Here is a 12,618-nt window from a genome sequence, read left to right on the forward strand (position 1 = left end):
GGTGGGCCGGTCGTAGAGGGATGTGGCGCGGATCTCAGGCACCGGGTGTTTCTACGACGGCGACCGGGACGGGCGGGCGCTGTGTGCGGCCCGCCGGTGCCCGGCCCGCTGGTCTCCGGCCCGCTAGTGCGCGGCCGCGATCGGTGACAGCTCCCGTACGGTCAGCACGTCCAACCGCGCCGGGGAGCCCAGCGGGGAGCCGCAGCTCTCCGGGCGGGGCGGCTGGGCGGCGCCCTGGACGACGGTGACGGTCCAGCGGCGGCCGTCGGTGTGGGCGACGGTCACCTCCCACCGAGGAGCCGAGCCGTCCGTGCGCAGGACGGTGAACGCGGCGGCCGCGTCCTCCCCGGTCTCGGTGCGCACCGCCAGTTCGGCCGCCTGGCCGGGACGCTCCCAGGCGGAGTTGCCCCGGCACCCCCCGGTCACGACACGGCCCTCCCGTACGCCGTGGAGGACCTCCTTGACGTGGTGGGCCTCCGCGCGGCCGTACACGTACCCGAAGGGGAGCACGAGCAGGGTGGGGGAGAAGCGGTGACCACCCAGATGGGTGACCTCCCAGGTGCCCTCGACCCCCGAGGCGGCCAGTTCGGCGGCGAGGGGCCGGCCGAGGAGGGCGCAGCACCGGTCGCGCTTGCCGTTGGTGCAGACGAGCGCCAGGGGGGCGCCGGTGTGGGGCCGCCCCCGCAGAGCCGTTGCGAAGGTGCGGTGGTCGCCCCGGCCGAGGGCGGCGAAGTCGAGACCGAGCAGTTCGCGGGGGTCGGACGTCGTGGCGGTGTGCAGCCAGACGTTCCCGGGGACGGTGTGCGCCACGTACACCCGGCGCTCGCGGATCTCACGGCAGTCCGCGTGGCGGCCGGGACGCCGGATGAGCGCCACGCGTACGCCGGTGCCCTCCGCCGCGGCTTCGAGGGCACGGCCGAGCACGGGGTCGAGATGGCTGGAGGTGAGCGCCTTGACGCCCCAGGGGCCGGGCTGTTCCAGCAACAGCCATGTCCTCGCCGTGGCGGCGGTCCCGGCGAGAGGCTCGCCGAGATGTCGGGACGCGGATGTGCACGTACTCACAGAGGTGAGCCTAACCTGACTCACGTCCGGGCGGCTTCCGGACGGGCCGAAGGAGTGTGCGGAGGGCTGTGCGCGGCCCGAGAGCGGGGCCCGGGGGCTGGGGCCCGGTTTGTTGCGGACGGGTGAGAGATCCGACCCGGTCGAGCGGTCCGGCGGCGCGAGGGGCCCGCGCTGTAGTGCAGGCGAGCCCCCGTTCAGGATCAGGCGTCGGGGATGTCCGACTTTGCCCGGATGAGAGTGTCGCGGCTGATGACCACGATCCTCTCGTAGTCAGCGCGCGAGGCGTCGACAGGAAGCTCGGGGTCGAGTCTCTCTGTCTGGTCGGTCCCGATCACTGCGAAGTTGCCATCCTGCAGTTCGAAGATGTCTGGGCATGTCTGCCCCGCGGCACTGCCCCTCGCACGAGGGGACGCACCGATGCGGCGCACGATTTTCAACGGGTTCGATCCTTGAATCATGAGTAGTGATAACGAGCGGGCCAAACTTAGCCGCATGAAGCCGGTTGATGCGCATGCATCCAAGGTGCGCTGGAGTGAAGGCAGAGGCGGGGGTCGCGCTGTGGGGGGCGAGCGCCGTGGGGGGCGAGCGTCGTGGGGGTGAAGGCTGTGGGAGCGAGGTCCGTGGGGCTGAGGGCCGTGGGGGCGTGGATCCTAGTCGGCGGGCGGCTCGCCCACGACCCACCACTCGTCCGTGCTCGCGTCCTCCAGATCGCTGATCAGGGCGTCGACCATCCTGCCGATCTCCGACTCCTCCGACCCCTCCTTCAGGCTCGACCGGTGGTGCCGTGTGGCGGCCCAGTAGTCGCGCATGAGGGTGCTCTGGAAGATGCCGCGGAGGTGTCCGTACAACTCGGCCCGGCTGAAGACGCCCACCCGGTAGCCCTGGAGGACGTGGGTGTAGAGGAGGTTGGCGAAGAGGTACTGCCGCTGTCTGTCGGTGGACAGTTCCTCCTCGTAGGCGTTCAGGACCGGAAGGAGGGTCGGGTCCGCTGCCGCCTTCATGACCAGGTCGACGTTGTGCTGCTGATAGCTGATCAGGGCGGCACGCTGCCCGGTCTCGCGCTCCAGCCGTTCCAGCCGTTCCAGGCGTCGAAGTACGGTGCGGACGCGCCGCTCCACGGCGACCGCGCCCAGCGCTCCCACCACGAAGGCGAAGCCCGCTGCTGCGGCGGGGCCGATTCCCCGCGCCCCAAGATTCTGTGTGGCCATGTCAACCCCCGATTCAGGCGGCCGTCCGCCGGTCGTCGGTACGGGGCGACGGGATGGGGACCGGCGAGCGATGGGCGGCGCTTGCCGCCTCTCAGTGTCGCCGAGCGGGACCGGTCGGCTGGGAGGCGGAGAGGAGGCGCACGGAAGGATGTGTGGGTCGCGCGGACCGGCGCTATGCCCAACGTGTGCCCCTCGGGCGCCGCTGACAACCGTCCACTCCCCGGGGCGTTCGGCCCCCACTCGTATCCTGGGGCGGCATTCAAGAAAAGGCGCGGGAGCTGCGGTGTTCCGGTGTGAGCCGGTTCGTGAACCGGCCTCGGGCGGTGATCGGCCGCGTGCCGGCGCACGCAACGGTGGGAGAGAGGGCGCGTGTTGAGCCAGTCGTCGAGTCAGGAGCGGAAGACACGACCGGAGGCGCAGACACGACCGGAGGCGCAGACACGACCGGAGCCCGAGCCCGGCGCGCGTCCTGAGCCGGGGCTCGGGTCTGAGCCCGAAGTCGAGCCTGGGCCGGGGCTCGGGCCCGAGCCGGAAGTCGGGTCCGAGCCGGAAGTCGGGCCTGAGCCGGACCTCGGGGCTCTGACGGGGCTCGGGTCCCTGCCGGGACCGGGGGTGGGGTCGAACCCGGAGCCGCGGCAGACGTCGAGGCCGCAGGGCTCGCCGGAGTTTCAGGACTCCCGTGAGCCGCTGGGCTCGCACAGCCCCCAGGACTCACGAGTGTCACAGGGCCCGTTCAGCCCCCAGGCCTCACAGGGCTCGTACCGCCCGAACGACTCGGTCGTACAGGAGTCGCAGGTCGTAAGGGACTCGCAGAGCGTGCAGGGCGGGGAGGTCGGACAGAGCAAGCAGAGCACACAGAACGCGCAGGGTTCGCAGCCCCCGCCCCAGATCCCCGTCGTCGTCCTCGCCGGATTCCTCGGCGCGGGAAAGACCACCCTGCTCAACCACCTCCTCCACCGCAGCGGCGGCAGCCGTATCGGGGCCGTCGTCAACGACTTCGGGGCGATCGAGATCGACGCGATGGCGGTGGCCGGCGCGCTCGGGGACTCCACGGTGTCGCTGGGCAACGGATGTCTGTGCTGCGCCGTCGACGTCGGTGAACTGGACGAGTACCTGGAGCGGCTCACCGCTCCCGCCGCCGGCATCGACGTCATCGTCATCGAGGCGAGCGGGCTCGCCGAGCCGCAGGAGCTCGTGCGGATGGTGCTCGCCAGCGAGAACCCACGGGTGGTGTACGGCGGCCTCGTCGAGGTCGTGGACGCGGCCGAGTTCCCGCAGACCCGGCAGCGGCATCCCGAGATCGACCGGCACCTCGCCCTCGCCGACCTCGTCGTCGTGAACAAGCTCGACCGGGCCGAGGACGGGGACGGGGTCCTGTCGCTCGTCCGGTCGCTCGGTGACCGTGCCGCCGTGGTGCCGGCCGTCCACGGGCGCGTCGACCCCGAGTTCCTCTTCGACTGCCGGCCGTCCGAGGAGCGCGTCGGCCAGCTCTCCTTCGACGACCTGCACCGGCACGACCCCGACGAACTCCACGAGGACGCCGGGCATCTGCACACAGGCTACGACAGTGTCGCCTTCGTCTCCGACGTGCCGCTCGACCCTCGGCGGCTCATGGCGTTCCTGGACGGGAGGGCCGAGGGGCTCTACCGGATCAAGGGGTACGTCGACTTCGGACCGTACGACCCGCGCAACCGCTATGCCGTGCATGCCGTGGGGCGGTTCCTGCGGTTCTACCCGGAGCCCTGGGCGGACGGCGACGACGACATCGGCGACGGCCACCGGCTCACCCAGCTCGTGCTCATCGGGGCCGGGGTCGACGCCCCCGCCCTGCGCAAGGAGCTGGAGGCGTGCAAGGGCGACAAGGACGCCCCGCACGCCGACGAGCACGGCATGTGGGGCGTCCTGCGCTATGTCCAGGAGGCAGCGGCCGAGGACCCCGAGGCCTCCTACGACGTCCTGTGAACCCCCTACGACGTCCTGTGAACCCCCTACGACGTCCCGCGGGCCATCTACGACGTCCTGCGGGGGTCTCCGCTCACACCGGCCCCGCCACCGACGCCACCGTCTTGCCCAGGGACACGCCCGAGCCGTCGCGGCGCGGGTCCATCTCCGGGAGGTCGGCCGGGGTGCCGTTCTTCTGGGCGGCGCGGGCCGGGGCGGGACCCGCCCAGGCGACGGAGAGGCAGTCCTCGCCCTTGAGGAACCGCTGGCAGCGGACGCCGCCCGTGGCGCGGCCCTTGCGGGGGTACTGGTCGAACGGGGTGAGCTTGGCCGTGGTCTGGACGGAGTCGTCGAGGGTGCCGCGGGAGCCCGCTACCGTGAAGACGACCGCGTCGACGGCCGGGTCGATGGCCGTGAAGGAGATGACCTTCGCGCCCTCGGTGAGCTTGATGCCGGTCATACCGCCGGCCGGGCGGCCCTGCGGGCGGACCTGGGAGGCCTGGTAACGCAGCAACTGGGCGTCGTCCGTGATGAAGATCAGGTCCTCCTCGCCCGTGCGCAGCTCGACGGCACCGACGATCCGGTCGCCGTCCCTGAGCGTGATGACCTCCAGCTCCTCCTTGTTGGACGGGTAGTCGGGGACCACGCGCTTGACGACGCCCTGCTCGGTGCCGATGGCCAGCCCGGGCGACGACTCGTCGAGCGTCATCAGGCAGATGAGCGTCTCGCCGTCCTGGAGGGTGAGGAACTCCGCGAGCGGGGCGCCGCCCGAGAGGTTGGGGGCCGCCGAGGTGTCCGGCAGCTGCGGCAGATCGACCACGTTCAGGCGGAGCAGGCGGCCGGTGGAGGTCACCGCGCCCACCTCGCCCCGGGCCGTCGCCGGGACCGCGGAGACGATGACGTCGTGCTTGGTCCGCCTGCCGTCCTCGTCCGCCGTGAAGGGCTCGGCGCTCGCCGTACGGGCCAGCAGACCCGTCGACGACAGCAGCACCCGGCACGGGTCGTCCGCCACCTGCAGCGGGACCGCGGCCACCTGGGTGCCCGAGGACTCCAGCAGCACCGTACGGCGCTCGGTGCCGAACTTCTTCGCCACGGCGGCGAGTTCGCCGGAGACCAGCTTGCGCAGCTCCGCGTCCGACTCCAGGATGCGGGTCAGCTCGGCGATCTCGGCGTTGAGCCGCTCCTTCTCGGACTCCAGCTCGATGCGGTCGAACCGGGTGAGGCGGCGCAGCGGGGTGTCGAGGATGTACTGCGTCTGGATGTCCGACAGGGCGAAGCGCTCGATCAGGCGCTCCTTGGCCTGGGCGGAGTTGTCGCTGGAGCGGATCAGACGGATGACCTCGTCGATGTCCACCAGCGCGGTGAGCAGGCCCTCGACCAGGTGCAGGCGGTCGCGCTTCTTGCCGCGGCGGAACTCCGAGCGGCGCCGCACCACCTCGAAGCGGTGGTCGAGGTAGACCTCCAGCAGCTCCTTCAGGCCCAGGGTGAGGGGCTGGCCGTCGACCAGGGCCACGTTGTTGATGCCGAAGGACTCCTCCATCGGCGTCAGTTTGTAGAGCTGCTCCAGGACGGCCTCCGGCACGAAGCCGTTCTTGATCTCGATGACCAGACGCAGGCCGTGGGCGCGGTCGGTGAGGTCCTTGACGTCGGCGATGCCCTGGAGCTTCTTCGCGCCGACCAGGTCCTTGATCTTGGCGATCACCTTCTCCGGGCCGACGGTGAACGGCAGTTCGGTGACGATCAGGCCCTTGCGGCGGGCCGTCACGTTGTCCACCGTCACCGTGGCGCGGATCTTGAAGGTGCCGCGGCCCGTCGCGTACGCGTCCCTGATGCCGGTGAGACCGACGATCCGGCCGCCGGTCGGCAGGTCGGGGCCCGGGACGTGCTTCATCAGCGTGTCCAGGTCGGCGTTCGGGTACCGGATCAGGTGGCGCGCGGCCGCGATGACCTCGCCCAGGTTGTGCGGCGGCATGTTGGTGGCCATGCCGACGGCGATGCCCGACGCGCCGTTGACCAGGAGGTTCGGGAAGGCGGCGGGCAGGGCCACCGGCTCCTGCTCCTGGCCGTCGTAGTTCGGGGAGAAGTCGACCGTGTTCTCCTCGATCGACTCCGTCATCAGGCTCGTCGCGTCGGCCATCCGGCACTCGGTGTACCGCATGGCGGCCGGCGGGTCGTCGTTGCCCAGGGAGCCGAAGTTGCCGTGGCCGTCGACCAGGGGGAGCCGCATGGAGAAGGGCTGGGCGAGGCGCACCAGGGCGTCGTAGATCGACGAGTCGCCGTGCGGGTGCAACTTACCCATGACCTCGCCGACCACGCGGGCACACTTCACATAGCCGCGGTCGGGGCGCAGGCCCATCTCGTTCATCTGGTAGACGATCCGGCGGTGCACCGGCTTGAGTCCGTCACGGGCGTCCGGCAGGGCTCGGGAGTAGATGACCGAGTACGCGTACTCCAGGAAGGAGCCCTGCATCTCGTCGACGACGTCGATGTCGAGGATCCGCTCCTCGAACGCGTCGTCGGGCGGCGGGGTCTTCGTGCTGCGGCGGGCCATCGCTGCCGGCTCCTCTTTTTCTGGTCGCTCACCTACGGGGCGCTCACGTCTCCGGCTCACTCGCGGCGCGAGGTGAACGGGATCTGACGCGCACCATTGTGGACTGCCGCACTGACAACCCCGACACGACCCGGCGCCGACCGCCGGGCACGGCCTGCCGGGCCGCCACGTCAACAGCGTGCGCCGACCTTAACCAGTGACCGCCGGCCGCAACCCCGGTCTCGCTCTCGGCGTACGACGCCCGGGAACTTCTCCAGGGGTCCGCGCGCTTGCATACAGTGGCGGGACCGGCAGGAAACAGCGGTTTCCGCGACGATTCCACGACGGATCCCGCGCACACAGCACAGCGATCGAAGGGACGTACCGCCCATGGGTCACACGGCCACAGCCGAGGCCGGCTCCGAAGGCCTGACAGTGAGGGAGCACCGCCTGGACAACGGCCTGCGCGTGGTGCTCTCCGAGGACCACCTGACCCCGGTCGCCGCGGTGTGCCTCTGGTACGACGTCGGTTCGCGTCACGAGGTCGCGGGCCGTACGGGCCTCGCCCACCTCTTCGAGCACCTGATGTTCCAGGGTTCGGGCCAGGTCAAGGACAACGGCCACTTCGAGCTGGTCCAGGGCGCGGGCGGTTCGCTGAACGGCACCACCAGCTGGGAGCGCACCAACTACTTCGAGACCATGCCCACCCATCAGCTGGAGCTGGCGCTGTGGCTGGAGGCCGACCGCATGGGCAGCCTGCTGCTCGCGCTCGACCAGAAGAACCTGGACAACCAGCGGGCCGTCGTCAAGAACGAGCGCCGCCAGCGGTACGACAACGTGCCCTACGGCACCGCCTTCGAGAAGATCTTCCGCCTGGCCCACCCCGAGGGCCACCCCTACCGGCACACGCCCATCGGCTCGATGGACGACCTGGAGGCGGCGAGCCTGGAGGACGCCCAGCAGTTCTTCCGGACGTACTACGCGCCCAACAACGCCGTCCTGTCGATCGTCGGCGACATCGACCCGGAGCAGACCCTCGCGTGGGTGGAGAAGTACTTCGGCTCCATCCCGGCCTACGACGGCAAGCCGGCACCCCGCGACGGCTCGCTGCCGGACGTCATGGGCGAGCAGCTGCGCGAGGTCGTCGAGGAGAACGTGCCCGCGCGCGCGTTGATGGCCGCCTACCGGCTGCCGGAGGACGGCACGCGCGCGTGCGACGCGGCCGACCTGGCGCTCACGATCCTCGGCGGCGGCGAGTCGTCCCGCCTCTACAACCGGCTCGTACGACGTGACCGTACGGCCGTGACGGCCGGTTTCGGCCTGCTGCGGCTGGCCGGCGCGCCCTCCATGGCGTGGATGGACGTCAAGACCTCCGGTGACGTCGAGGTGCCGGTCATCGAGGCCGCCGTCGACGAGGAGCTCGCCCGGTTCGCCGCGGAGGGTCCGACGGCCGAGGAGATGGAGCGCGCCCAGGCCCAGTTGGAGCGCGAGTGGCTGGACCGGCTCGGCACGGTCGCCGGCCGCGCCGACGAACTGTGCCGGTACGCGGTCCTGTTCGGCGACCCGAAGCTCGCCCTCAGCGCCGTCGACCGGGTCCTGGAGGTGACGGCCGACGAGGTCCAGGAGATCGCCAAGGCCCGCCTGCGGCCCGACAACCGCGCGGTGCTCGTGTACGAGCCCGTCGCCGGTGCAGAGGGCGCCGAAGAGGAGGCCGCCGAAGAGGAGGCCGTCGAGAGCACCGACGAGAACGAGGAGTCGGCGAAGTGACCGAGCTCGCGAGCATGGAATTCCACCCGCAGCCCCAGGCCGGCGACGCCCGCCCCTGGGCGTTCCCGGCGCCCGAGCGCGGCACCCTGGCCAACGGCCTGACCGTGCTGCACTGCCACCGCCCCGGCCAGCAGGTCGTCGCCGTCGAGGTCGTCCTCGACGCGCCCCTGGACGCCGAACCGGCCGGCCTCGACGGTGTCGCCACCATCATGACCAGGGCGTTCTCCGAGGGCACCGACAAGCACACGGCCGAGGAGTTCGCCGCCGAGCTGGAGCGGTGCGGCGCCACCCTCGACTCGCACGCCGACCACCCCGGCGTCCGCCTGTCCCTCGAAGTGCCCGTCTCGCGGCTGGAGAAGGCCCTGGGGCTGCTCGCCGACGCCCTGCGGGCCCCCGCGTTCGACGACGGCGAGATCGAGCGTCTGGTGGCCAACAGGCTCGACGAGATCCCGCACGAGACCGCCAGCCCGGGCCGACGGGCCGCCAAGGAGCTCTCCCGGCAGCTGTTCCCGGCCACGTCGCGTATGTCGCGGCCCCGCCAGGGCACCGAGGAGACCGTGGAGGGCATCGACTCGGCGGCCGTACGCGCCTTCTACGAGCGGCACGTGCGCCCCGCGACGGCCACCGCCGTGGTCGTTGGCGACCTCACCGGGGTCGACCTCGACACACTGCTGGGCGACACCCTGGGCGCCTGGACCGGCTCCCCGGCCAAGCCGAGCGTCGCCCCCGCGGTGAGCGCCGACGACACCGGGCGCGTGATCATCGTGGACCGTCCCGGTTCCGTGCAGACCCAGTTGCTCATCGGACGGGTGGGCGCCGACCGGCACGACCGGGTGTGGCCGGCCCAGGTGCTCGGCACCTACTGCCTCGGCGGCACCCTCACCTCCCGCCTGGACCGCGTCCTGCGGGAGGAGAAGGGCTACACCTACGGGGTGCGCGCGTTCGGTCAGGTGCTGCGTTCCGGGCCGGAGGGATCGGGCACGGCGATGCTGGCCATCAGCGGGTCCGTCGACACGCCCAACACCGGTCCGGCGCTCGACGACCTGTGGACCGTGCTGCGGACCCTCGCCGCCGAGGGGCTGACCGACGCCGAGCGCGACGTCGCCGTGCAGAACCTCGTCGGGGTCGCCCCCCTCAAGTTCGAGACGGCGGCGGCCGTGGCGGGCACGCTGGCCGACCAGGTCGAGCAGTTCCTGCCGGACGACTACCAGTCGACGCTGTACCGCCAACTCGCCGCCACCGGCACGGTGGAGGCCACCGCGGCCGTGGTGAACGCCTTCCCGGTGGACCGTCTGGTGACCGTCCTCGTCGGGGACGCCGCGCAGATCGAGGAACCGGTCAGGGCCCTCGGGATCGGTGAAGTCACCGTCGTACCGGCCGAGTAGGGAGCCGAGGAGAAACCGGACACAAGGACACGTACGCGTGAGGCCCTGGTGACGGAAGAGTCACCAGGGCCCACGTTTGTCCGTATTGATGGCAGAGGTTGTGTGTCTGACCTGTGGCGTAGATAACAAATCCTGTGATCCGTTTGTTATTTCGAAGACGGCGCACTTAGCGTCGGTCCGGCTGTTCGTCAGATGTTCGCCGCAGCCGCGGCACCGGACAGTCATCGCCGAATCCCCATGGCGCGAGCCCGGGGAGCCGGGGACCCACCTAGTCCCCTGGGGTGAATCGGGTGCCCTTCGCGAGCGACGCGAAACGAGGGGCAGCCGTAGGAGACCTTCCTGCTCCGAACCCGTCAGCTAACCCGGTAGGCGAGAAGGAAGGAAAGGACCAGCCACTTCATGGCGTTCACCCGCGCCCCTGGGAAGCACCGCCGTCCCGGCCGTGTATCGCGCACGACCACGAGGAACGTGGGCGTAGCCGCTCTCACCACCACCGGTGTCATCGGCACCCTCGCCGGCCCCGCGCTCGCCGCGGAGGAGCCCGCCGTCGAGCAGACCGGCCTGAACCAGATCATCGTCCTCGGCGACACGGTCGCCGACCAGGTGGACGCCCAGGCCGTTGCCCAGCAGCAGGCCGCCGAGGTGGCCGAGGTCAAGAAGAAGGCGCAGGAGGAGGCCCGCAAGGCCGCCGCCGAGAAGGCCGAGCAGGAACGTGCCGCCGCCAAGGAGCGCGAGGAGATCAAGGCCCGCGCTGCCCGCGCGGCCGAGCGCGAGCGCCTCAACACCTACGTCTCGCCCATCAGCGGCTCGTACATCTCCACCGGCTACAAGGCCGGCGGCGCCGTCTGGTCCTCCGGCAGCCACACCGGCGTCGACTTCCACGCCGCCACCGGCACGGCCGTCCTGGCGGTCGGCTCCGGCACCGTCGTGGAGGCGGGCTGGGGCGGGGCGTACGGCAACAACATCGTCATCCGCATGACCGACGGCACGTACACCCAGTACGGCCACCTGTCGTCCATCGGCGTCTCCGTTGGCCAGACGGTCACCCCCGGCCAGCAGATCGGCCTCTCCGGCGCGACCGGCAACGTCACCGGCCCGCACCTGCACTTCGAGGCCCGGACGACGGCCGAGTACGGCTCGGACATCGACCCCGTCGCCTACCTGCGCTCGCACGGTGTGAACGTCTGAGACACCGCTCCGCGCTTCTGCGAAGGCCCCGGCTCATCGAGCCGGGGCTTTCCGCGTTGTGCGAACGCCCGGTGACGTGCCTCCTGTCCAAAAAATATCCCTGGATTCCGGCCCGCCGTCGGAAATTCCGGCTCGCTGCAATAGAGTCGCTGGAAGACACGTCAATCATCGACGTTTCACGGGGATTAAGGCGGAGGTCGGTCATGCGTATTCCGGCGCATTCGGTATGCACGGCGATCCGAGATGACATCGTCGCGGGTGTCTACGAGCGCGGCAGCCGTCTCACCGAGGAACTGCTCGCCCGCCGGTACGGCGTCAGCCGGGTCCCCGTGCGCGAGGCGCTGCGCACGCTGGAGGCCGAGGGCTTCGTGGTCACCCGCCGGCACGCGGGCGCGTGCGTCGCCGAGCCGACCGAGCAGGAGGCCGCAGACCTGCTGGAGATGCGCATGCTGCTGGAGCCGCTGGGAGCCGCCCGCGCCGCCCAGCGCCGCACGGAGGCCCATCTCAAGGTGCTGCGCGGCCTGGTCAGACTGGGCCAGGAACGGGCCAGGCGGGGCACCAGCGAGGATCTGCGCTCCCTGGGGGGCTGGTTCCACGAGACGCTCGCACAGGCGTCCGGCAGCCCCGCCCTGACCTCGACACTCGCCCAGCTGCGGCACAAGATCGCCTGGATGTACGCGGTCGAGGCACCCGCCGACCCCGTGGAGTCCTGGGCGGAACACGGCGGCATCGTGGACGCCGTCGCGCGCGGCGACGGCGACCGGGCCCGGACGATCACGTCCCTGCACACCGAGCGCGCCACCGCCGCGCACCGCTTCCGATTTCCGGGCGGGGCCGGCGCGGCGGAGCGGGCGGAACGTGTGAGGACTTCGCAACACCCCGTAAACATGTCGAGCCCGCGGCATTAACACGGGAGCCGTATACAAAGAGACGAGAATTCCGGGGGCATTCTTTCTGCTGCCCGCAGAACGAAATCGGAGCGGTGGCAGAGGGAAATCGGAGCGGTAGGGGAACGAAATGACGAAGGGCCCGCCCGATAAATCGGACGAGCCCTTCGCTATGTGCGCGGGTGGCCTTTCAGGCCTGTTTCCGTTCCGGGCACCCGGTCACGGGGTCGCTCAGACCGTCTCGGGGAGTTCCTCGAGTCCCTCGGCCACGAGCTTCGCCAGACGGTCGAGCGCGACGTCCGCGCCCTCGGCCTCGGACGCGAGCACGATCTCCTCGCCGCCCTGGGCGCCGAGGCCCAGGACCGCCAGCATGGAGGCCGCGTTGACGGGGTTCCCGTCGGCCTTGGCGATCGTCACGGGGATACCGGAGGCCGTGGTGGCCCGGACGAAGATGGATGCGGGTCGGGCGTGGAGGCCCTCGGCCCAGCCGACGTTGACGCGGCGCTCAGCCATGTGATGCTGCCCTTCGGATGTCTCGGGTGGTTCAGAGAGGTCTAGACCGGGTTGTCTAGACCAGTTTCCCATATGGTGCGACGGAGCGGAACGGGCCCACGGCCTGGCCACGAACCGGCCCTCGCGCTTCTGTTGTG

General features: G+C 70.8%; 10 protein-coding genes and 1 riboswitch. Of the genes, 5 read left to right on the forward strand and 5 right to left on the reverse strand.

Annotated features, from left to right (window positions below):
* Nucleotides 1-123: 123 nt before the first annotated feature.
* From H4687_RS34050 to H4687_RS34060, 3 genes are all read right to left on the reverse strand, one after another.
* Nucleotides 124-1,062, reverse strand: coding sequence for a sucrase ferredoxin (locus H4687_RS34050; RefSeq protein ID WP_046920202.1), 939 nt, complete (start codon nt 1,060-1,062; stop codon nt 124-126).
* A 200-nt stretch (nt 1,063-1,262) separates the two neighbouring features.
* On the reverse strand, nt 1,263-1,499 hold the full coding sequence (locus H4687_RS34055; protein ID WP_078907464.1) for a hypothetical protein: 237 nt from the start codon (nt 1,497-1,499) through the stop codon (nt 1,263-1,265).
* A 213-nt stretch (nt 1,500-1,712) separates the two neighbouring features.
* Entirely contained in the window at nt 1,713-2,270 is a 558-nt protein-coding gene (locus H4687_RS34060; RefSeq protein ID WP_046915429.1) for a DUF6082 family protein, read from the reverse strand.
* An 888-nt stretch (nt 2,271-3,158) separates the two neighbouring features.
* On the opposite strand from H4687_RS34060, the gene H4687_RS34065 reads away from it, so the two are divergent.
* Entirely contained in the window at nt 3,159-4,232 is a 1,074-nt protein-coding gene (locus H4687_RS34065) for a CobW family GTP-binding protein (RefSeq protein WP_097251319.1), read from the forward strand.
* A gap of 73 nt (nt 4,233-4,305) precedes the next feature.
* Here the strand turns inward: H4687_RS34065 and H4687_RS34070 are convergent, their stop codons facing one another.
* The gene (locus tag H4687_RS34070; RefSeq protein ID WP_046915428.1) at nt 4,306-6,762 is read right to left on the reverse strand and encodes a DNA gyrase/topoisomerase IV subunit A; all 2,457 of its coding nucleotides are present in this window, start codon (nt 6,760-6,762) and stop codon (nt 4,306-4,308) included.
* Between the two features lie 369 nt (nt 6,763-7,131).
* Between H4687_RS34070 and H4687_RS34075 the strand changes: the two genes are divergently transcribed.
* The 4 genes from H4687_RS34075 (at nt 7,132) to H4687_RS34090 (ending at nt 11,989) form a co-directional block, all read left to right on the forward strand.
* The gene (locus tag H4687_RS34075; RefSeq protein ID WP_179859994.1) at nt 7,132-8,508 is read left to right on the forward strand and encodes a M16 family metallopeptidase; all 1,377 of its coding nucleotides are present in this window, start codon (nt 7,132-7,134) and stop codon (nt 8,506-8,508) included.
* Nucleotides 8,505-9,893 carry a M16 family metallopeptidase gene (locus tag H4687_RS34080; protein WP_046915427.1) on the forward strand — a complete coding sequence of 463 codons (1,389 nt, stop codon included), beginning with the start codon at nt 8,505-8,507 and terminating at the stop codon, nt 9,891-9,893. The genes H4687_RS34075 and H4687_RS34080 overlap by 4 nt, the downstream gene beginning before the upstream one ends.
* Nucleotides 9,894-10,108: 215 nt before the next feature.
* A riboswitch (cyclic di-AMP (ydaO/yuaA leader) is annotated at nt 10,109-10,279 on the forward strand.
* 13 nt (nt 10,280-10,292) lie between these two features.
* Complete coding sequence (locus H4687_RS34085) at nt 10,293-11,081, forward strand: M23 family metallopeptidase (protein ID WP_046915426.1); 789 nt, start codon at nt 10,293-10,295, stop codon at nt 11,079-11,081.
* Between the two features lie 203 nt (nt 11,082-11,284).
* Nucleotides 11,285-11,989 (forward strand): GntR family transcriptional regulator, encoded by a 705-nt coding sequence (locus H4687_RS34090; protein ID WP_046915425.1) that lies wholly within the window; start codon nt 11,285-11,287, stop codon nt 11,987-11,989.
* 210 nt (nt 11,990-12,199) lie between these two features.
* Here H4687_RS34090 and H4687_RS34095 read toward each other — a convergent pair whose 3' ends face one another.
* Nucleotides 12,200-12,481, reverse strand: a complete 282-nt coding sequence (locus H4687_RS34095; RefSeq protein WP_046915424.1) for an HPr family phosphocarrier protein — start codon at nt 12,479-12,481, stop codon at nt 12,200-12,202.
* Between the last annotated feature and the right edge of the window lie 137 nt (nt 12,482-12,618).

The organism is Streptomyces stelliscabiei, assembly GCF_014873495.1.
GTDB lineage: Bacteria > Actinomycetota > Actinomycetes > Streptomycetales > Streptomycetaceae > Streptomyces > Streptomyces bottropensis.

Excerpts from the sequence above, each read along its gene's own strand:
- H4687_RS34060 (WP_046915429.1), bottom strand. The coding sequence starts at position 2,270 with ATGGCCACACAGAATCTTGGGGCGCGGGGAATCGGCCCCGCCGCAGCA.
- H4687_RS34070 (WP_046915428.1), bottom strand. The coding sequence starts at position 6,762 with ATGGCCCGCCGCAGCACGAAGACCCCGCCGCCCGACGACGCGTTCGAG.
- H4687_RS34075 (WP_179859994.1), top strand. The coding sequence starts at position 7,132 with ATGGGTCACACGGCCACAGCCGAGGCCGGCTCCGAAGGCCTGACAGTG.
- H4687_RS34085 (WP_046915426.1), top strand. The coding sequence starts at position 10,293 with ATGGCGTTCACCCGCGCCCCTGGGAAGCACCGCCGTCCCGGCCGTGTA.
- H4687_RS34090 (WP_046915425.1), top strand. The coding sequence starts at position 11,285 with ATGCGTATTCCGGCGCATTCGGTATGCACGGCGATCCGAGATGACATC.
- H4687_RS34095 (WP_046915424.1), bottom strand. The coding sequence starts at position 12,481 with ATGGCTGAGCGCCGCGTCAACGTCGGCTGGGCCGAGGGCCTCCACGCC.